Origin of the sequence: Pseudomonas sp. TH32 (assembly GCF_016650855.1) — a bacterium.
Taxonomy (GTDB): Bacteria; Pseudomonadota; Gammaproteobacteria; order Pseudomonadales; family Pseudomonadaceae; genus Aquipseudomonas.
Genome location: NZ_JAEKFA010000002.1, coordinates 2,260,086 through 2,279,462, shown reverse-complemented (window position 1 = coordinate 2,279,462; position 19,377 = coordinate 2,260,086). Strand labels below are relative to the sequence as shown.

General features: G+C 62.8%; 23 protein-coding genes and 1 pseudogene. 18 read left to right on the top strand and 6 right to left on the bottom strand.

The window, feature by feature from the left end; genetic code table 11:
- From JFV30_RS13965 to JFV30_RS13945, 5 genes and pseudogenes are all read left to right on the top strand, one after another.
- Nucleotides 1-768, top strand: a complete 768-nt coding sequence (locus JFV30_RS13965) for an amino acid ABC transporter ATP-binding protein (protein WP_201124320.1) — start codon at nucleotides 1-3, stop codon at nucleotides 766-768.
- A gap of 62 nt (nucleotides 769-830) precedes the next feature.
- Nucleotides 831-1,795 (top strand): annotated as a pseudogene (locus JFV30_RS33665) (agmatinase).
- 71 nt (nucleotides 1,796-1,866) lie between these two features.
- Complete coding sequence (locus tag JFV30_RS13955) at nucleotides 1,867-2,277, top strand: RidA family protein (protein ID WP_201124319.1); 411 nt, start codon at nucleotides 1,867-1,869, stop codon at nucleotides 2,275-2,277.
- 126 nt (nucleotides 2,278-2,403) lie between these two features.
- Entirely contained in the window at nucleotides 2,404-2,826 is a 423-nt protein-coding gene (locus tag JFV30_RS13950) for a hypothetical protein (protein ID WP_201124318.1), read from the top strand.
- Nucleotides 2,827-2,891: 65 nt separating this feature from the next.
- Nucleotides 2,892-3,314, top strand: a complete 423-nt coding sequence (locus JFV30_RS13945) for a TonB family protein (protein ID WP_169388635.1) — start codon at nucleotides 2,892-2,894, stop codon at nucleotides 3,312-3,314.
- A 127-nt stretch (nucleotides 3,315-3,441) separates the two neighbouring features.
- Here the strand turns inward: JFV30_RS13945 and deoC are convergent, their stop codons facing one another.
- Nucleotides 3,442-4,122, bottom strand: a complete 681-nt coding sequence (gene deoC / locus JFV30_RS13940) for a deoxyribose-phosphate aldolase (RefSeq protein ID WP_201124317.1) — start codon at nucleotides 4,120-4,122, stop codon at nucleotides 3,442-3,444.
- Nucleotides 4,123-4,265: 143 nt separating this feature from the next.
- On the opposite strand from deoC, the gene deoR reads away from it, so the two are divergent.
- The 9 genes from deoR to JFV30_RS13900 all read left to right on the top strand — a co-directional run bounded on the left by deoR (nucleotide 4,266) and on the right by JFV30_RS13900 (nucleotide 13,097).
- A complete protein-coding gene (gene deoR / locus JFV30_RS13935) occupies nucleotides 4,266-5,024 on the top strand; it encodes a DNA-binding transcriptional repressor DeoR (protein WP_201124316.1) in 759 nt (252 codons plus the stop codon).
- 172 nt (nucleotides 5,025-5,196) lie between these two features.
- Complete coding sequence (locus tag JFV30_RS13930; RefSeq protein WP_003207745.1) at nucleotides 5,197-6,171, top strand: substrate-binding domain-containing protein; 975 nt, start codon at nucleotides 5,197-5,199, stop codon at nucleotides 6,169-6,171.
- Nucleotides 6,172-6,264: 93 nt separating this feature from the next.
- Entirely contained in the window at nucleotides 6,265-7,281 is a 1,017-nt protein-coding gene (locus tag JFV30_RS13925; RefSeq protein ID WP_342215113.1) for a galactitol-1-phosphate 5-dehydrogenase, read from the top strand.
- A gap of 99 nt (nucleotides 7,282-7,380) precedes the next feature.
- Nucleotides 7,381-8,901, top strand: coding sequence for an FGGY-family carbohydrate kinase (locus JFV30_RS13920; protein WP_201124315.1), 1,521 nt, complete (start codon nucleotides 7,381-7,383; stop codon nucleotides 8,899-8,901).
- Nucleotides 8,898-9,506, top strand: coding sequence for a sugar-binding domain-containing protein (locus tag JFV30_RS33450; RefSeq protein ID WP_274610278.1), 609 nt, complete (start codon nucleotides 8,898-8,900; stop codon nucleotides 9,504-9,506). The genes JFV30_RS13920 and JFV30_RS33450 overlap by 4 nt, the downstream gene beginning before the upstream one ends.
- A complete protein-coding gene (locus JFV30_RS33445) occupies nucleotides 9,449-9,883 on the top strand; it encodes a sugar-binding domain-containing protein (RefSeq protein WP_342215112.1) in 435 nt (144 codons plus the stop codon). The genes JFV30_RS33450 and JFV30_RS33445 overlap by 58 nt, the downstream gene beginning before the upstream one ends.
- Entirely contained in the window at nucleotides 9,876-11,372 is a 1,497-nt protein-coding gene (locus JFV30_RS13910; RefSeq protein WP_010171472.1) for a sugar ABC transporter ATP-binding protein, read from the top strand. The genes JFV30_RS33445 and JFV30_RS13910 overlap by 8 nt, the downstream gene beginning before the upstream one ends.
- A complete protein-coding gene (locus JFV30_RS13905; protein ID WP_169388630.1) occupies nucleotides 11,369-12,397 on the top strand; it encodes an ABC transporter permease in 1,029 nt (342 codons plus the stop codon). The genes JFV30_RS13910 and JFV30_RS13905 overlap by 4 nt, the downstream gene beginning before the upstream one ends.
- Before the next feature lie 10 nt (nucleotides 12,398-12,407).
- Nucleotides 12,408-13,097, top strand: coding sequence for an HAD-IA family hydrolase (locus tag JFV30_RS13900; protein ID WP_201124314.1), 690 nt, complete (start codon nucleotides 12,408-12,410; stop codon nucleotides 13,095-13,097).
- Between the two features lie 5 nt (nucleotides 13,098-13,102).
- On the opposite strand, the gene JFV30_RS13895 is transcribed toward JFV30_RS13900, so the two are convergent.
- Nucleotides 13,103-13,624: a GNAT family N-acetyltransferase gene (locus JFV30_RS13895; RefSeq protein ID WP_201124313.1), complete on the bottom strand. Its 522-nt coding sequence runs from the start codon at nucleotides 13,622-13,624 to the stop codon at nucleotides 13,103-13,105.
- A gap of 115 nt (nucleotides 13,625-13,739) precedes the next feature.
- On the opposite strand from JFV30_RS13895, the gene JFV30_RS13890 reads away from it, so the two are divergent.
- On the top strand, nucleotides 13,740-13,931 hold the full coding sequence (locus JFV30_RS13890; protein ID WP_023658809.1) for a hypothetical protein: 192 nt from the start codon (nucleotides 13,740-13,742) through the stop codon (nucleotides 13,929-13,931).
- A 188-nt stretch (nucleotides 13,932-14,119) separates the two neighbouring features.
- Here JFV30_RS13890 and JFV30_RS13885 read toward each other — a convergent pair whose 3' ends face one another.
- The gene (locus JFV30_RS13885; RefSeq protein ID WP_201124312.1) at nucleotides 14,120-14,404 is read right to left on the bottom strand and encodes a hypothetical protein; all 285 of its coding nucleotides are present in this window, start codon (nucleotides 14,402-14,404) and stop codon (nucleotides 14,120-14,122) included.
- Nucleotides 14,405-14,503: 99 nt separating this feature from the next.
- Entirely contained in the window at nucleotides 14,504-15,469 is a 966-nt protein-coding gene (locus JFV30_RS13880) for an AraC family transcriptional regulator (RefSeq protein WP_201124311.1), read from the bottom strand.
- A 93-nt stretch (nucleotides 15,470-15,562) separates the two neighbouring features.
- Here JFV30_RS13880 and JFV30_RS13875 point away from each other — a divergent pair, with 93 nt between their 5' ends.
- Entirely contained in the window at nucleotides 15,563-16,432 is an 870-nt protein-coding gene (locus tag JFV30_RS13875; RefSeq protein WP_446739855.1) for an SDR family oxidoreductase, read from the top strand.
- 53 nt (nucleotides 16,433-16,485) lie between these two features.
- Entirely contained in the window at nucleotides 16,486-16,941 is a 456-nt protein-coding gene (locus JFV30_RS13870) for a GFA family protein (protein ID WP_201124310.1), read from the top strand.
- A 1-nt stretch (nucleotide 16,942) separates the two neighbouring features.
- Here JFV30_RS13870 and JFV30_RS13865 read toward each other — a convergent pair whose 3' ends face one another.
- Nucleotides 16,943-17,470 (bottom strand): DinB family protein, encoded by a 528-nt coding sequence (locus JFV30_RS13865; protein WP_201124309.1) that lies wholly within the window; start codon nucleotides 17,468-17,470, stop codon nucleotides 16,943-16,945.
- Between the two features lie 124 nt (nucleotides 17,471-17,594).
- Here JFV30_RS13865 and JFV30_RS13860 point away from each other — a divergent pair, with 124 nt between their 5' ends.
- Nucleotides 17,595-18,314, top strand: a complete 720-nt coding sequence (locus JFV30_RS13860; protein WP_201124308.1) for a tellurite resistance TerB family protein — start codon at nucleotides 17,595-17,597, stop codon at nucleotides 18,312-18,314.
- Nucleotides 18,315-18,489: 175 nt separating this feature from the next.
- Here JFV30_RS13860 and JFV30_RS13855 read toward each other — a convergent pair whose 3' ends face one another.
- A complete protein-coding gene (locus JFV30_RS13855; protein ID WP_201124307.1) occupies nucleotides 18,490-19,293 on the bottom strand; it encodes a hypothetical protein in 804 nt (267 codons plus the stop codon).
- Between the last annotated feature and the right edge of the window lie 84 nt (nucleotides 19,294-19,377).

Sequence of the window (19,377 nt, the reverse complement as noted above, 5' to 3'; positions counted from 1 at the left end):
ATGAATCCCTCCCACACCCATGACCCCAGGGCCGATTTTGCCCTGGTGGATATCCGCGGCCTGCGCAAACGCTTTGGCAACAACGAAGTGCTCAAGGGCGTCGACCTGCAGATCGCCCGCAAGGAAGTGGTCTGCATCATCGGCAAGAGCGGTTCGGGCAAGAGCACGCTGCTGCGCTGCCTGAACGGGCTTGAAGCCTTCCAGGAAGGCAGCGTTGTGGTCGATGGCCAGCCGATCCGCCACGACGACCGCCAGGCCATGCGCGAACTGCGCCAGAACGTCGGGATGATCTTCCAGGGGTTCAACCTGTTCCCGCACCTGAGCGCCGGTCAGAACGTGATGCTCGCCCCGCGCCTGGTGCAAAAAGCCTCCCGTGCGGGCGCCGAACAACAGGCGCGCAAATTACTCGACCGCGTAGGGCTGGGCGAGCGTTTTGATGCCTTCCCCGACCTGCTTTCCGGCGGCCAGCAACAGCGCGTGGCGATCGCCCGCTCCCTGGCGATGAACCCTCATGTCTTGCTCTGCGACGAGATCACCTCAGCCCTGGACCCCGAGCTGGTGGGCGAGGTGCTGAGCGTCGTCGAAGGGCTGGCCAGGGAGGGCATGACGCTGATCATGGTCACCCACGAAATGGCCTTTGCACGCCGGGTCAGCGACCGGGTGATTTTCATGCATCAAGGCCTGGTGCATGAGGCCGGCGACCCCGAGACCCTGTTCACCACCCCGAAAACCGCTGAGTTGCGACGTTTCCTGTCCATGGAAGTGTGATCGCCCAGCCCGTCATTTCACGCATTCATCCTGCCTTCCCACTGCCCGTCCAGGAGACACCCATGGATTTCCCATTGACCGTACCGCCGTCGAAAAAACACCAGAGCTTTCTGTGGTCACCCATCTGCACCGACCTCGACCAGCTCGACGCTCACGTCGCGATTATCGGCATGCCTTTCGGCAAGGCTTATGTGGCCGAGCACATCACCAATGATCAAAGCCGCGCACCGGACGCGATTCGCGCCATGAGCGACCGCATCTGCCGTGCGCTGCACCATTACGACTTCGACGTGGGTGGCCCGATCTACGACAACCGTGCGTTGAAGGTCGTCGACTGCGGCAACGTGCCCGCCGACCCGAGCGACCTCAGCAGCCATGGCGCGCGGGCCGAGCAGGCGGTACGCAAGATCCTCGACGCAGGCGCCATGCCGATCGTGCTGGGGGCGATCACAGCATCCCGATCCCGATTCTGCGCGCCTATGAGGGCCGCGGGCCGATCACCCTGATCCACATCGACGCGCACCTCGATTGGCGAGATGAAATCAACGGCGTGCGCGATGGCCTGTCCAGCCCGATCCGCCGCGCCTCGGAGATGGAGCACGTTGGCGAAATCTTCCAGATCGGCCTGCGGGCCCAGGGCAGCGGCCGGCAGACGGATTTCCAGGCGGCGGTGGACTATGGCGCCCACCTGATCACTGCCTATGAGGTGCATGACAACGGCATGCAGTCGGTGCTCGACTGGATTCCCGACAATGGCAACTATTACCTGACCATTGATGCCGACGGCCTCGACCCGTCGATCATGCCGGGTGTTGCCGGCCCGGCGCTGGGGGGCGTCACCTACGTGCAGATGCGCAAGCTGATTCATGGCCTGGTCAACAAGGGCAAGGTCGTGGGCATGGACATTGTCGAAATCACCCCGACGACCGACGTCAACAACATCAGTTGCATCACCGCCGGCCGGCTGATCGTGAACCTGATTGGCGCCGCCGTGCGCGCGGATTATTTCGACGCACCACCGCTGTAATTACACGCCGTTTCCAGATCTGGAAACGGCGTTTCCCGATTATTATTCTTGTCGATAAAGCCAGGTCAATCATGCCCACTCATACGCGTATACGGATGTTCAACACCAAGGACACTTACCCCAACCAGTCGCTGGACAACGACCTCTGCCAGGCCGTGCGCGCCGGCAATACGGTGTACGTCAGGGGCCAGTTGGGCACCGACTTCGACGGCAACCTGATCGGCCTGGGCGATGCCCGGGCGCAGGCCGAGCAGGCGATGAAAAACGTCAAGCAACTGCTGGAGGAAGCCGGCAGCCAACTGCAGGATATTGTGAAAATCACCATTTACCTGATCGACCCGCGCTATCGGGAAGAGGTGTACCAGGTCGTCGGTCAATGGCTCAAGGGCGTGTACCCGATCTCCACCGGGCTGGTGGTGTCTGCCTTGGGCCAGCCGCAATGGTTGATGGAAATCGACGTGATTGCGGTGATTCCCGGTTGAGCAGAGACATGGCCGGCGACTTTCCGGATAATCACCGCCAGCCCGGGCATTACCGCGGTTAACGCGTTAAAGTATTGCGCTAAAGCGCCGATGAACCAGGATCTATAGCGGAATTGGATATTTGAGATGATCACTAACGTCAGCAGTCTCGCTTCAGTCCCCACCAGCCCAACCCCAGCCGGCGTTAGCGACAGCTCCAAGACGGATGACCCTGGCGCCTTGAGCGTAAGCCCGGGCGCAGAGGCCAAGAGTGCGCCGGCTGCAGGTGGCGGCCAGGCGGCATCGACGTCCCAGGAGTCCGACACCGTCAAGGAGCTGAAAAAGCAAATTGCGGAGCTGCAAAAGCAGCTTCAAGAGCAGCAGCAAAACATGCAGAAGGCTCAGGCCAGCAATCAAAGCGCCGACGCCAAAGCTGCAGCCGTGGCAGCCGCCCAGACGCAGATTGCCGCCACGGCAGCAGCGTTGCAGTCGGCATCTTCGGCGTTGTTGCAAGCCGTCACTGCCGAAGGTGGAAGCAGTACCGGTTCAATCGTCAGTACCACTGCCTGAGACGCAGCATAGCGTCGGCTGATTAGCCTCACTTAGTACACCAGAACGTCAACGGAACTGCGTTTATGAAATACAGCTGGATCGCACTTGTCTTACTGCTTTGTGCCTGCACAAGCGGGCCCAACCATCAGGAACAAAGGGCAGAGCAGCGCTTATGGGAATATCAGTTGCTCACCCACCTCAACCGGTTCAAGTCCTATCCTGAAGAAGCTCGCCTGCAAGGGCTGACCGGTCTGGTCAGAGTGGCCTTTGTCGTCGACGCCAAAGGCAACCTGATACGCCACAAAATCGTCAGCCATACCGGCTCGGATGTGTTCGTGGGGGCAGTGGAGGCATTTATTCCGGCGGCATCGCCAGTGCCTGCGCCTCCACCCTCAATGCTGCTCAAAGGTGAAATTGAAGTGGTGGCCCCGTTTGTATTCTGCCTTGAGCAGACATGCAGCGGTATGGCGCCACGCAGCTCCAGCAATAACGTCATCGCTCGCTAGGGGCAAATCCCGGGCAAAGAAAAGCCCGCGATGGGGAGCGCGGGCTTAAAGGTTTTCACCAGGAGCTGAGGTGACCATAGGCGCCCGACTGTGAAAGAGTTGTGAAAGGGCGCCAACTGCACTCATTTCAGTAAGCGCCCGCAGCCGCCTTTGCACCGCTGACGATGGCGATCCCGGAACTGCTGCCCAAGCGGGTGGCGCCGGCTTCGATCATCGCCTGGGCCGTCGCCAGGTCGCGCACGCCGCCTGAAGCCTTCACGCCGATCTGCCCACCCACCACGCTGCGCATCAGGCGCACATCCGCCAACGTCGCGCCGCCATGGCCAAAGCCGGTGGAGGTCTTGACGAATGCCACGTTCAGCTCGCGGCAGACGGTGCAGGCGTCGGTCTTCTGTTGGTCATCAAGCAACCCGGTTTCGAGGATGACTTTCAGCGGCACCGCGCCGCAGGCCGCCAGTACCTGGGCAATATCGTCGCGAACCTGATCCAGCAGGCCGTCCTTCAGCCAGCCGATGTTCAGCACCATGTCGATCTCGCCGGCACCGGCCTCGATCGCAAGCTTTGCTTCATACGCCTTGGCTGCACTCAAGGCCGCACCCAGCGGGAAACCCACCACCGCGCACACCAGCGGGGCGGCATTGCGCAGGCATTCGGCGGCCAGCGGCACGTTGGCACTGTTGACGCACACGGACTTGAAGCCATGCTCGCGAGCCTCGTCGCACAGTTGGCGAATGCTCGCCTGGGAGGCATCGGCGGCCAGCAGGGTGTGGTCGATATAGGCCGCGAGCGGCAACGGATCAGTCGGCATGGCAAGTGTCCTGTCAGGATGAGGTGCTGGGAAAAGCCGGTTTGTGTTAAGTTGGATGCATTAAATGTGAAATAAATAACATTGTAAATGGAATTTGTGACTGCCCTGATCAAGGGCGCGCATTCAACGAGGGCTGGAACGCAGTGGATTCAAAGAAAAGCGAAAGATTTCGGGCCATGCACAAGGCCTTGCAGGGCGAGTCGGCGGTTCACCTGCGGGACATGGCCGCATTGCTGGGTGTATCGGAGATGACCTTGCGCCGCGACCTGGCAGACAGCCCGCAGGGCCTGCGTTTGCTGGGCGGTCACGTGACCCGCAGCGGGCCGCCGGAGCCTGATTACCAAGTGGCCGAACAGGATCAGCGCCACGTCGCCGAGAAGCGTCAGATCGGCGCACTGGCCGCCAGCCTGGTACGGCCCGGCGACACGGTGTTTATTGATTGCGGCACCACCACGCCGTTCATAATCGAGGCGTTGCCGGATGACCTGGAGTTCACCGCACTGTGCAATTCCCTCAACGTATTGCTCAAGCTCCAGCAAAAGCCCCACTGCACCATCATCCTCTGCGGCGGCACCTTTCACCGGCGCAACATGGTGTTCGAAAGCCATGCCGAAGCGGGCATCCTGGACGGCATCCGCGTGGCCTGGGCCTTTATTTCCGCGGCGGGCGTGAGCGCGGCCCACGGCGTGACCTGCTACAACCTCAATGAAGTGGAGGTCAAGCGCCGGGTCATGGCGCGGGCACAAACCTGCGTGCTGGTGGCCGACCACAGCAAGTTCGACGAGGTACGTGCCGCGCACTTTGCCGAGCTGTCGGACTTCCAGCGGGTGGTCAGCGACCCCGGCCTTCAGGCGGCACAGCAGCAGGTGATCAAGGACAGCGGGGCGATCCTGTTGATCTGATTCAAATAGTATTGTGATTTTTATTTCATTTGTTTGGAATTTAACAAATTAGCCTTGACACCCTCGGGAGCAAGGCATAGTTTTTCAAATGTGATCGCGGTTCACATTTGTGAGCATGGCCTCGCTGAAGGCCATGCCCGACTCCTGACAACAATAAAAAATAGGAATCACCATGCTCCAGATAGCCCGTAAACCTGTTCATGTGCTGGCCCTTGCACTGGCTGTCGCGGCCTCGGCGCTGGCGCTGAATGCCCAGGCCAAGGATCTGAAGATCGGTTTCAGCCAGGTCACCCTGCAATCTCCCTTCTATGTACAGCTGCGCGATGGCGCCAAGGCCGCCGCGGCCAAGGGCGGCGACGAGCTGATCTTCCTCGACGCCAACGGCGATATCAGCAAGCAGAACAACGACATCCAGGACCTGCTGACCCGCAAGGTCGACATCCTCATCATCAATGCCGTGAACCCTGACGCCGTGGGCGCCGCCCTCGACGCGGCCAAGCGCGCCAAGGTGCCGGTGATTGCCGTCGACCGCGCAATCAATGCGCCGGTGGCCACCACCATCGGCCGCAACAATGCCGAGATGGGCGAGCTGTCCGGCAAGGCCTTGCTCGCCGCCCTCAAGCAGCGCGGCGTGACCAAGGGCAAGATCATCGAGATCCAGGGCGATGCCGGCGGCACGGTGATGAAAGAACGCCGCAAGGGCTTCCACACTGCCCTGGCCGGCACCGACTTCAAGATCATCGACGGCCCTTACAGCGAGTACATGCGCGCCAACGCCGTCACGGCGATGCAGGATTTGCTGCAAGCGCACCCCGACCTCAAGGCCGTGATCGCGCATAACGACGACATGGCCATGGGCGCGCTGCAAGTGCTCACCGAAAGCGGCAAGAAAGACGTGCTGGTGGCCGGGATCGATGGCTTGTCCGAGGCCTTGAATGCCATCCAGAGCGGCGATCAATACGTGGCCACCGCCCTCAACGACCCGCGCTACCTGGGCGAGGTCGCCATTGAGGCCGCGCGGGCCCTGGCCGCCGGCAAATCGGTGCCGAACTTTGTCGACGCCGGCACTCAGGTGGTGACCAAGGCCAACGTGGCCGAGGTCAAGCATGACTCTACCTTCGGCGAATACCGCCCCGGCGCGCTCTAACGGATCTGCGCCGCCACGTTATGGATTTTTGCGGGCACCTCTTGCAGGAGGTGCCTGTTCGAACGCACTCGTCACTCAACAGAGGAATTCACTGTGAAAGCTGCCGTCATGTACCAACCGGGCGATATCCGGGTCGAAGAGGTTCCAAAACCGGCGGTCAAGGCCGGCCATGCGCTGGTCCGGGTCGCAGCCTGCGGCGTGTGCGGCTCGGATATCCCGCGCATGCTGAGCAAGGGCGCCCACGTGATGCCGCTGATTTGCGGCCATGAATTCGCAGGCTTCATCGAAGAGATCGGCAGCGGCGTCGAAGGCTACGCCATCGGCGAGTTGGTGACCGTGCCGCCGATGATCCCGGACGTCAGCAGCGACCAATATGCCCGTGGCTTTCCGTCCCGTTCGGAGCGCTACGATTACTTTGGCAGCCGCCGCGACGGCGCGTATGCCGAGTACGTCAATGTGCCCCTGAGCAACCTGATCAAGGTGCCCCAAGGCATGGACCCGATTGCCGCGTCCCTGGTGGACCCGGCGGCGATTGCCCTGCATGCGATCTGGAAAGCCGACTTCAAGGCCGGGCAGAGCGGGGCGGTGGTGGGTTGCGGGCCGATCGGCCTGTTTGCGATTCAATGGCTGCGGATCATGGGCGCCAAGGACATCGTCGCCATCGACATCGCCGAAGAAAAACTTGCCATGGCCCGCGAAGCCGGCGCCACCCACACCCTGCTCAGCGGCGCGGCGGATGCCGAGCTGCCGCGTTGCCAACTGGTGATTGAAGCCGCAGGCCACCCAAGCTCCATCAACCAGGCCGTGCAACTGACCAAGGCGGGCGGGCACGTGGTGTTCATCGGTATCCCCACCAGCGACGTGGCCCTCAGCACCGCGACGTTCTCGCACTTCCTGCGCCAGGAAATCTCCCTGCACGGCGCGTGGAACTCGTTCTCGGCACCGTTCCCGGGTGACGAGTGGACGGCTTCCATCGACAAACTGGCTTCCGGTGAATTGCAGTGGCAGTTCATGATTACCCACGACTTGCCGCTGGATGAGTTGCCGGCGATGTTCAAGCGGTATGCCGATCGCAGTGAAGTGGCGGCCAAGGTGATTTTCCGTCCCTGAGCCATGCCGTTTGCTGTGTGTCGCCAAGCCCGACAGCGCGGAGCGTTGCCGGGCTTAAAACAAAAAGCGTCGTCGTAAAAAGACGCAGGAGGACTACCGATGACCTTGTTGTTGGGACTGGATTTCGGAACAGGTGGGGTGCGGGCCGGTTTGTATGACCTGCACAGCCACAAACTGGTGCACGTCGCCGAGGCGCCGTATGCCACGCAATACCCGCAGTTGGGCTGGGCCGAACAGGCGCCGGCGGATTGGTGGTCGGCATTGGGCAAAGCCTGCCGGCAGTTGATGGCCCAGGCCGGGCACCCGCAGGTGGCGGCAGTGTGCGTCGCCACCACAGCCTCCACCGTGGTCGTCGCCCAGGCGGACGGCCAACCCCTGGCCCCGGCACTGTTATGGATGGATTGCCGCGCCGCGGCCGAGTCGGCGCGCACCGCCCATGTCAGCCACCCGATGATGAACCAGGGCGGTGACGCCGTGGAGTGGCTGGTGCCCAAGGCCATGTGGCTGGCCGAGCACGAGCCCCAGGTGTACCAGCGCGCCGAGCGCATCTGCGAGGCGGTGGACTGGATCAACTTCCAGCTGACCGGGCGCTGGGTCGCCTCCCAATTGAATGCCAGCTGCAAGTGGAACTACGACACGCTTCAGCAGCGTTTTCCGGTGGAGCTGTACGCCGAACTGGGCGTGCCGGAGCTGGCGCAAAAACTCCCTCAGGAAGTGATCAAGGTCGGCGGCCGCATTGGCCCGTTGAGCGCCGATGCCGCCAACCATCTGGGCCTGGGCCGCGACACCCTGGTGGCCCAGGGCGGCATCGATGCCCACATGGCAATGCTCAGTGCCGGCACCACCGGCGCCGGCGAGCTGTTATTCATCGGCGGTACTTCGGTGGTGCAATTGATGCACACCCCGCAACGGATCGACGTGCCGGGCATCTGGGGGCCGTACCCCGGCGCCTTGCTCGACGGTCAATGGTTGATGGAAGGCGGGCAGGTGTCCGCCGGTTCGATCCTCAACTGGCTGGCGCAAAAGATGTTCGGCCTCGACGATGCCGGTCACCAGCGCCTGATCCGCCAGGCTGCGCAACTGCAGCCAGGCTCCACCGGCTTGCTGGTGCTCGATTACTGGATGGGCAACCGCACGCCGTACCGTTCGCCGGACATGCGCGGGGCGATCATGGGCCTCTCGCTGAACCATGACCGGCATGACCTGTACCGCGCCTCGGTGGAAGCGATTGCCCTGGGCTCGGCGAACATCTTTCATACCTGGCGCTCCGAAGGCATCGAGATCACCCGTGTGGTTGCGGCAGGCGGCTTCCAGAAAAACCCGCTGTGGTTACAGGCCACGGTGGACGCCACCGGTGTGCCGTTCGAAATGGTGCCCCACGACAACCTCACCCTGATCGGCACCGCAGCAGCGGCGGCTTGCGCCTTGGGCGAGTTCGGCAACCTGCAGGAAGCCGCCACCGACTTCACCACCATCGGCCGGCTGGTCGAGCCGGACCCTTACGCCCACGAACAATACATCGAGCTGCTGGGCCGCTACCGCGCCGCCACCGACAGCGTCGCGCCCATCAGTTGCAAGCCGCCGGCGAACCGCACGCTCGGCGTAAGGCCGGCAGCATGAGCGCCCATCCTGAAGAGTCATTTGCCACGCGGTTGTCGGCAGATTCCCAGCGCGATGACCTGATGGTCCAGGTGGCCAAGCTGTATTACGACCTGGAGAAAACCCAAAGCGATATCTCCCGGGAAACCGGCCTGACCCGCTGGCAGGTCAGCCGCCTGCTACGCGAAGCGCGGGATTGCGGGGTGGTGCGCATCGATATCGTCGCCCGCTCGGCCCGCCTGCCGCAGCTGGAAGTGGCGTTGCAACGGCGCTTCGGCCTGCGTGAAGCGCTGGTGCTGGATGTGGAGGACGCTGACACCGCGCTGAACGTGGTGACCCAGGCCGCCGCCCGGTACCTGTGCAATTTGCAGCCGATGCCGGCACTGATCGGCGTGTCGTGGGGCCGCACCCTGACCAAAATGGCCCAGTGGTTGGTGCCGCGCTGGAACGAGGGGGTCAACGTGGTGCTGCTGAACGGCGCGATCAATACGCGCTCGATGGGGAGCCCAGCCATAACGTTGCCGAACGCTTCGCCCAGGCGGCCCGTGGCCAGGCCACGTTGCTGCCGGTGCCGGCGATCCTGGGGCATGCCCACACCCGCGAAGCGCTGGAGCAAGACCCGGTGATCGCCCAGGTTTTGCGCCTCGGCCAGCAGGCGCCGGTGGCGTGTTTCAGCCTGGGGGAGTTGTCTGATCATTCGGTGCTGATGGAGTCGGGTTACATCGACCGCCCGCTGCTCGAAGCGCTGGAGCGCCTGGGCGCCGTCGGCGACATCATGGGCCGTTTTATCGGCATGGATGGCGAGCCGGTGATGCCCGAACTCGACGCCCGCACCCTGGGCCTGCCGTTGGCCGCGTTGCGCGACAAGGCCTGGTCCATTGCCGTGTGCGTCGGCGCGCAGAAGCACCGCATCGTCCACGCCAGTGTCAAGGCCGGCTACGTCAATGTACTGGCCACCGACACGGCGACCGCCCGCTATTTGCTGGAGCAGGATCATGAGTGAGTTGGCCCTGGATATCCGTCATGTCAGCAAGCGTTTTCCGCCCAATGTGGTGGCGCTGACTGACGCGTCCCTCGACGTTCGGCCGGGGGAGGTGCATTGCCTGCTCGGTGCCAATGGCGCGGGCAAAAGTACCTTGTTGAAAATCGTCGCCGGCGCTCATCGCCCGGATGGCGGCGAGATGTCGGTGGCCGGGCAGCGTGTGGAGTTGAAGAACCCGCAACAGGCGCGTCAGGCCGGGATCGCGATGATCTATCAGGAACTCGACCTGATCCCGCAGATGACCGTCGAAGAAAACCTGATGCTCGGCTACGCGCCCCAGCGCTTCGGGATTATTTCCCGGGGCAAGCGCAGTGCCTTGGCCAAGGCCGCGCTGTTGCGGGTGGGGGCGAATTTTTCGAGTACCGACCGGGTGGGCAGCCTGTCGATTGCCAATCAGCAATTGGCGGCCATTGCCCGGGCACTGACCTGTGAGGCCCGGCTGGTGGTGATGGACGAGCCTTCGGCGGCGCTGAATGAGACCGAACTCAAGCGGGTGTTCCAGGTGATCCGCGAGATCACGGCGGCCGGGGTGGCGGTGCTGTATGTCAGCCACCGGCTGAATGAAATCCGCGAGATCGGCGACCGGGTCACGGTGCTGCGCGCCGGGCGAACCCTGCAAACCCATGAGCTGGCGCAGATCGATGACCAGGCGCTGATTGCCGCCGTGGTCGGCGAACACCGCGATTTGCTGGAGCGCAGCCCGCGCCAGGCGCCCCGGGAAAACCTCGCGCTGAACATTCGCCGCTTGCGGGGCGAGCAGGGCCTCGACGTGCAAGGACTGGAGGTGCGCCAGGGTGAAATTGTCGGGCTTGCCGGGCTGAACGGAGCGGGGCGCAGCACCTTGCTCAAGGCCTTGTTTGGCGTGGGCCGCAACGACAGCGATGTCGAGCTGTTCGGCCAACCTTATCACCCGCAAACCTCGCGCCAGGCCATTCGCCAGGGCGTCGGGCTGGTGCCGGAAAACCGCAAGACCGAAGGCCTGCTGCTGGACGCGCCGATCTACCGCAACGCGTGCCTGGTGCACACCCGACACCTGAACTGGTTTTCCCATCGCCAGGCCAAGGACCGCGCCGGCCCGGTGCTGCAACGCTTACAGACCAAGCTCGACAACCTGGAGCAGCCGGTGCGCCAGCTCTCCGGTGGCAACCAACAGAAAGTGGTCATGGCCAAGTGGGTGATCGACGGCGCGCGCCTGTTGCTGCTGGACGAGCCCAGCCGCGGCCTGGATGTCGGCGCCAAGGCCGACCTCTACGCCCTGGCCCGCAGCCTGGCGCAGGAAGGGGCGGCGGTGCTGGTGGCCAGCAGCGAGCTGGATGAGTTGTACGTCAATTGCGACCGTATCTGGGTGATGCACGAGGGGCGCAATGCGCTGTGTTTCGACCCCTTGAGTGCCAGCCGCGACCAGATCGACCAGGCCATCCTTATCGGTAAAACGAGTGTAGAACCATGACTATTGCGAGCAATCCAAGCCCGGTTTTCGATAAGCCTGTCGCCCTCGCCAGCCGCCGTCGCAGTGCGGTGCTGGAATGGGTGATGCGCTACAACTTCGTGTTCATTTTCCTGTTTGCCGTGGTGGTGGCGACGTTCCTGTCGGATGACTTCCTGACCTTCGGCAACATCGCCAACCTGTTCCAGCAGGGGGCGATTGTGGGGATCATTGCCATCGGCATGACCTTCGTCATCCTCACGGCCAATATCGATCTTTCAGTGGGCAGCCTGTGTGCCTTCGGCGGGATTCTGGTGGCCGTGCTCCTGCAACAGCAGGTCAGCGGTTGGCTGGCGGTGCCGGCCACGTTGCTGGTGGGCCTGGCCATCGGCACCTTGATGGGCAGCCTGACGGTGTTTGGCAAAGTGCCGAGTTTTATCATCACCCTCGCCGGGTTGGTCTCGTTGCGCGGGGCTACGTTCCTGGCGTCCGATGGAGCGCCGATTGGCGGGTTGCCGGCCAGCTTTACGGCGTTCGGCTCGGCGATGATCGACATCTTGCCCAGCGCGGGTATCGCGTTTCCGGTGCTGGGGCTGATCTTTATCCTGATTACCGTCATCGCCTGGCTGGTGCTGCGCTACACGGTGTTTGGCGAGTATGTGCTGGCCACCGGCGGCAACCTGGAGGCTGCGCGGCTGTCCGGGGTGCCGGTGCGTGCGGTGACGATTGCGGTGTTCGCCATCTGCGGCGGCCTGGCGGCGTTTGCCGGCTTGTTGATGACCTCACGCCTGCACGTCGGCCAACCGACCGCCGCCCAAGGCCTGGAGCTGGATGCGATTGCCGCCGTGGTGCTGGGCGGCACCAGCCTGTTCGGCGGGCGCGGCAGTGTGGTGGGCACGGCGGTGGCGGTGATGCTGCTGCAGGTGCTGCGCAACATCTTCAACCTGCTGGGGCTGGGCTCGTTCTATCAGATGGCGATCACCGGGGTGATCATCGTGCTGGCAATTTTGCTCAACCGCTTGATCGATCATTATGCCGGCCGCACTTGAGGGCACCTTGATGAACGCATCGCGATCCGCGCCGATCAAGGCTGTGATCTTCGACATGGACGGCCTGCTGCTCGACACCGAAGGCATCTACACCGAAGTCACCCAGATGATTGCCGACCGCTATGGCCTCACGTTTGACTGGAGCATGAAGCAGAACACCATCGGCCTGGGGGCCTATGAGCTCGCCAGCTATATCGTGCAGGCCGTGGGCTTGCCGATGAGCCCCGAGGCGTTCCTGCAGGAACGCACGCCGTTGATGAATGCGCGCTTTCCCCAGGCGGCGGCGATGGCCGGGGCCCAGGCGCTGGTGCGGCATTTGTCGGCCCACGGTGTGCCGATAGCGGTGGGCACCAGCTCTTCGCGGCACTATTTCGAGCTGAAAACCACCTTGCACCGTGAGTGGTTCGCCTTGTTCGACGCCATCGTTACGGCGGATGACCCGCAGGTGGGTGCCGCCAAGCCGGCGCCGGACATCTTCCTGGTAGCCGCCGAACGGCTGGGCGTGGCGCCGGCTGACTGCCTGGTGTTCGAGGATTCGCCATTCGGCATCACGGCGGCCAAGGCGGCGGGGATGTACGCCGTGGCCATCCCGGACCCGGCGATGCCGCAGGAGAAGTTCCTGCATGCGGACGGTCGACTGCTGAGCCTGGAGGCGTTTGACTTGCAGGCTTGGGGTTTGCCGTTACCCGATGCAGGATGAGCCTTTTACCGGTCCAAGCGGTGGGACATGACCACCATTGGGATCGCTGTGATGTCGGTGCTGAAAGGGATTTCTGCCAGGCGTTCAAACCCGTAGCGTTGATAAAAGCGCTGGGCGCTTTCGTTGGTCTTGAGTACTTCGAGCCATAACAGCGGTTGCAGGTGGGTGCGTGCGAGCTGGTGTACGTGGTCCAGCAACTGCTGGCCGTAGCCATTACCGGCCGCGGACTTCAGGAAGTAGATTTTTTGCAGTTCGGCGCCTGCTTTATCGCTGCCCGGAACCTCCCGGTTCCAGTTGACCTTGGCGAACCCGACGGCACGTGCCTGTTCATCCAGGGCGAGTAACCAACAATGCGCCGAGGGACGCTCAAGGGTGTCTTGCAGCGATTCGGGGGAGAAGTCCTTGTCCAGGAAGCCATCCATGCCCGCCGGGCTCCAGATGGCCGAGAAATGCTCGGTGTAGGTCTGGATGCCAATGTCACGCAGCACTGCAACATCGCTGACCGTCGCCTGTTTGATAGTGATCATCTTCCCTGCTCCATGAAGTGCACGCCTGTGCGACGCCCGGTAGGTTACACCGCTTTGCCCGGGTGTATGGTAGACCGGGCAAACACCTGGATTATCTCTGGAGAGAGAGGTGACTATGAGCACTCCCATGCTGAACAAGCTGCATCTCAACGGCTACGACATCGTGCAGGTCAACAGTGGTCCGTGGAGGGTCTGTACCAAGGCTGATCGGCTGGCGTCCTTCGGTTCCCGTGAGCAGGCACTGGCGTATGCTGCTGCACTGCCGGGTTACAAGGCGCGGTCGAGGCCCGTTGCCAATGATGCGTGAACCCTCAACAGCCTCGGTCAGTCCGGGGCTTTTTATTGGGAGGTGATTGGGTAATGCATACCTGTGGCGAGGGAGCTTGCTCCCGCTGGACCGGGCTGGCGCTCAAGTGCGAAGCGCTCCCCGGATTTTGGGGCCGCTACGCAGCCCAGCGGGAGCAAGCTCCCTCGCCACGGTGTGGCCTGTACAGCCTAGACGAATGGCTGGCCGCGGAACCCGCGTGGCAGGCGCTGACGGCCTGGCAGATCGGTCAGGCGTTGGGTCCAGGCGCTGCGCCAGTCACCGGCGGCATGGGCGACTTTGGATCGGCGTGCGGCACGCCGGGCGGCGTTGCGTTGAGTGCGGCGGGCTTCCTTGTAGGCTTCGGTATTGCGGCAGGTACGGCATTTGACCCGCTTCAGCTCGGTGCTGGAAGGGAGGTTGTTGCCGTGATGACCGCAGGCAAGATGCCCGGCGACCTTGAAGTGAATGACCATGTAAGCGTCTCCTTCTTGGGGGATGCGTCGCACCGGTAATCTGCTGATGCGCGCGGGCAGGGCGGGCAGCTGTTGGCTGATTTCACCGCTCTGTCTTTTTTATGACAGTTCGCTGCCCCAGGCGTTCGTTTGAGGGTATTGCGCCCCCGTCGATACCCGTAGCGCCTGCTGGTAATGCAACGGCGAGCTGCCGATCTCGCGTTTGAATGCGTGGCTGAACGCGCTCTGCGAGCTATAGCCCAGCGAAAGCGCGATATCGATCAGCGAGCTGTTGCCTTCAGCCAGCGCCCGGGCAGCGAGGCGCATGCGCCACTGGGTGAGGTAAGCCATGGGCGACACGCCGGCGACGTCCTTGAAGTATGCCGCGAAGCTTGCTCGCGACATCGCACACGCCTTGGCCAATACCGTCAGTGGCCGGGTTTCTCCCGGCTCTCCATGGATCAGGCGCAAGGCTGGCTCCAGGCGTTTGTCGGTCATGGCGCGCAGCCAACTGCCCGACAGCGGCGGCGCCGTCTCGAAATGCAATCGCAGGATTTCGATGAACATCAGGTGCGCCAGTTGCGATGAGGCCACCGCTGCACCGGGCCGATCGTGGTCACGTTCACGCACCAGTTGATTGAGCAACCAATGCAGCGTGTCCAGTGCGTGGGTCTTGGCGCTCAGGTGGATAAAAGGTGCGAGGGCGGCACGCAGCAGGTGCTCGGAGTCGGTGCTGAGTTCAACCTTGCCACCAATCATGAAGAACTCGTCGCCAGCGCCGTGATAAGCCAGGGCACCCACTCGTTTGTCGAGGATTTGCTGCAGGTCTACCGGTGTTGCACCAAGGTCACTGGCCATGACGTGAGGCCTCTCGGCCGACAGCAGAAACACGTCGCCTTCGTTCACCGCAATGGGCGTGCTTTCGCCCTCCATCTTCAGCCAGCACGTACCCCTCAGCACGCCCCAGAACTTCAACTGGGTGGCGGGTGGAAAGGCGATGGCCCAGCGCCCGCCCGCGACCAGGCCGCCGGACATCACGGAGCGGGCTTGCATGAACGTGAGCAATTCGGAAAACGGATCGGTCATGATTTAGACGATGGCGTATAAAACCAGGAGTCTAGCGCATTCATCGTCCAGGCAGGATGAATAGACTGGGGGCTCCAACGTAACGACAGAGGATTGGATCATGACACCACGCACCTGGTTGATCACCGGCGCCAACAGTGGCTTTGGCCGCGAGATGACCGAGCAGTTATTGGCACGGGGGAGCGCGTTGCGGGCACGGTTCGGGATGTGGCGAGCATGGCCAACCTGCAAGCACGCCATGGCGAACAATTGTGGCTGGCCGAACTGGACCTGACTGATACCCCGGCCATTCGCCGGGTGGTCGATCAGGCCTTCAAGGCGCTGGGGACTATTGATGTGGTAGTCAGCAACGCCGGTTATGGCTTGTTTGGCGCCGCAGAGGAAATGACCGACCCGCAGATCGAACATCAACTGGACACCAACCTGCTAGGTTCCATTCAGCTGCTGCGTGCTGCCCTTGCGCACCTGAGAGCCCAAGGCGGCGGGCGCATTCTGCAACTGTCCACCATGGGCGGCCAGGCCGTGTTCCCGGGCGGCTCGCTGTACCACGCCAGCAAGTGGGGAATTGAGGGTTTCGTCGACGCTCTGGGAGAGGAGGTGGCCTGCTTCAACATCGGCTGCACCCTGATCGAACCGGGCAGCGCACGCACGGATTTTCGCTACCGCAGCGCCCAACTGGCGGCACGCCTGGAGGACTACGACCGCTCGCCCTCAAGCCACGCGCGGCGGATGATCGAAGACCGCACCAGGGTCTCGTCGGGTGACCCGGCCAAGATGGTTGCGATCATGATTGCCAGCGTCGACCAGCACCCCGCGCCCAAGCGCATTGCCCTGGGGCCAGATGCTTATACCGTGATGCACAAGCAACTCAGTGACCGCCTGGCGGCACTGGACGCGCAAAAGGACTTGGCATTTTCCACGGACTTTTCTACGCCGTACCCCAACCGGCATCACTGTTCGTGACGCACCCGCTCGTTTATTCTCCGGGCACACACACAATGTGACTGGAGTGGAAGATGAGTAATCAAGAGTCCCAGGAAGGCGGCTGCCGTTGTGATCGGGTGCGGTTTACCGTGACCGAAAAACCGTTGATCACAATGGCGTGCCACTGCACCGGCTGCCAGAAGATGTCGTCCAGCGCGTTCTCCCTGAGCGCGCTGATCCCCAGCAGCGGATTTACCATCACCCAGGGCAACCCGGTGATCGGCGGGCTGCACGGCGTAGACCGCCATTACTGCTGCCCGCACTGCATGAGCTGGATGTTTTCCCGCCCCAACGGCGTCGAGGATTTGATCAACCTGCGGCCCACCATGTTTGATGATGTCAGCGACTATGTGCCGTTCATTGAAACCTGGACCAGTGAAAAGCTGCCGTGGGCGACGACCCCTGCGCAGCACAGCTTTGCGCAGTTGCCGGAGCGAGAGAATTTCCCGGCATTGATACAGGCCTACGCCGAGTTCAGCGCCGGTTGAACTAGTCGATCAGCGCCAGCAGGTCGGTGTCGCCCACGTCGCGCCCGGCCTGCGTCAGCAGCGTTGTCACCTGGCCCCGGTGGTGGGTCTGGTGATTGAAGAAATGCACCATCAGTGCATGAAAATTCTTGTTCATGGCCGTGCCTGCCATGTTGCGGTACTGCAGCGGCTGCTCCAGGTCCGGCTCAGTGATCGATTGTGCCCATTCGATGATGAGTCGGTCGAGCCAGGCGCGGTGGGCCGACAGTTCTCGAATGTCGGCGAACGCCAGTTGGTCCAGGCGTGGCGGCACTTCCAGCGCGCTTAACGGCGCCAGCGCGGTAAATTGCGCCGGATGCTCGGCGAAACGCTTGAGCCAGACGCGATCACCCAGGGCGAGGTGGTTCAGCGTGCCCAGGATCGAGCTGAAGAACGCGCCACGGTCGGCCATTAACGCCTCGTCGCTCAGGCCGCCGGCAGCCTCGTACACCTTGCGGTTCATCCACTGGTTGTAGCTCGCCATCAAGACAATCTGCTCGGTACGGGTCACGTGGTGCGTCCTCCATGGGGGGTTGGCAGCATGATAGTGCGTGCCTGCCGGGCGGTCATGGTGTTCTGGCGCAGCCGGTCTATTGTTGTTGATCTGGAACTCTGCGCCCTGGGAGGGTGACACCATGAATACCGGCGATCTACTGGAACAATTGCTGCGCGCAGGCCAGGCCTCGACGCGTCAGCAGGGCGGCGCTGCTCCGGCGTCCCAGGGCGGGCTCGGCGATTTGGGCGGGTTGCTCGGCGGCTTGCTGGGCGGCGGTGGCGCTTCAGCTTCCGGCGGTGGCGGCCTGGGCGGTTTGCTCGGCGGGCTGGGTGGCCTGTTGGGCGGAAGTCGTGCGGCGCCCCAAGGTCGCACCAGCGGCACCAACTATGCGGCGCTGGCTTCCCTGGGGATGATGGCGTTCCAGGCGTATCAGGCCTGGCAGCGGCAACAGGCGTCGGCACCGCAGCAGACCTTGCAAACGGTTGACCAATTGTCCGGCGCTCAGGTCGAGGAACACAGCCACGCCGTGCTGCGTGCGTTGATCGCGGCGGCCAAGGCCGATGGCGAGATTGATCAGCGCGAGCAGCAGATGATCTCGGCCGAGATCGGCAAGCACACCGATGATCCGCAGTTGCAGGCATGGCTGGATGCCGAAGTGGCCAAGCCGCTGAATCCGGCGGACTTTGCCGAGTTTGCCGCAGACCCGGCGGTGGCGGCCGAGGTGTACCTGGTCAGTGTGATGCTGGTGGATGACCAGCAGGATGCGGAGCGCAATTACCTGGATGAGCTGGCGGGGCAGTTGAAGATTGATCCCGCGTTGCAGGTGCATCTGGAGCAGCAGGCCAAGGGGCAGGTTTAGCCGCTGCGGCAAGTCTTGCGTGGTGAGGGGGCTTGTCCCCCGTTGGGCTGCGAAGCGGCCCTGATTCATCCACCGCTGTATTTCTGAAAGATCGCGGCTGCCTTTCTGGGGCCGCTTCGCAGCCCAGCGGGGGACAAGCCCCCTCACCACAGGTTGTGTGTACTTCCCTTGGTTTTTAGAACCTGAATGTAGCGCCGGTTGTCAGCCATTGATGCTGATCCCCGATCAAACTGCGCCCCACCACCAGGTCCACATCCACATTCTTGCCGATATGCACCCTCGGCCCGGCTTGCCAGGCCTGGTCGCCGCCTTGCTGGCCGTAACGTTCGGCGATCAGCGTCAGCGAGTCGGCGAGGGTGTATTCAAACCCGGTGCCCCAGGTCGGTCGATGGGTTTGGTCGCCGTCGTTATAGGCATGGCTCCAGCCCGCATTGAAGTTCAGTCGCAGGGCCTCCATGGGCTGCCAGGTAAACGGCACATTCAAGTCCGCACCATCAAACGAATGCTGCCGGTTCAGCGCGTAATGCACGCCGGCAGACGCGGCCAGTTCCAGGCCCAGGTCTTCCCGGGCCCACAACTGCGCCTTGAGCTGCGGATTCACCTGGGTTTCGCCCTCGCCATCATGGTTGGCCCGCGACACGGCGGCAGTCCACTGCAACCACGGAATGGCCGTGGAGGTGCACGCCGGCGCCAGGGTTTCGCTGTGGGTTGAGCCGTCGTGCCGATTGGCGGTGAACCAGGCGTCGACATTGCATTCGCCCGGGGCATTGATCGCGCCGTCGTCGACCACGTAGGAGCCGCCGGCCGCATAGGCATTTGACATCAGGCTGAGCACCAGCACGACGCCCAGGGTCACGCCAACGAAGATCAGATTGCGCCGCACCGCACGTAGCTTCGAGGCGGGCAGGGGATGGAAGGTAACGTGGGTGCTGCGGTTGCGGTATTTGGTGAAACCGTCAGGGGTGTGTTTCTTGTACATGGTGAACCTCGATCAACAGCCTGAGGCGGGTCCCGGCCGGATTTGGCAGGGACGCGCCGTGATTCAAATAGAAAAGGGTGTGCA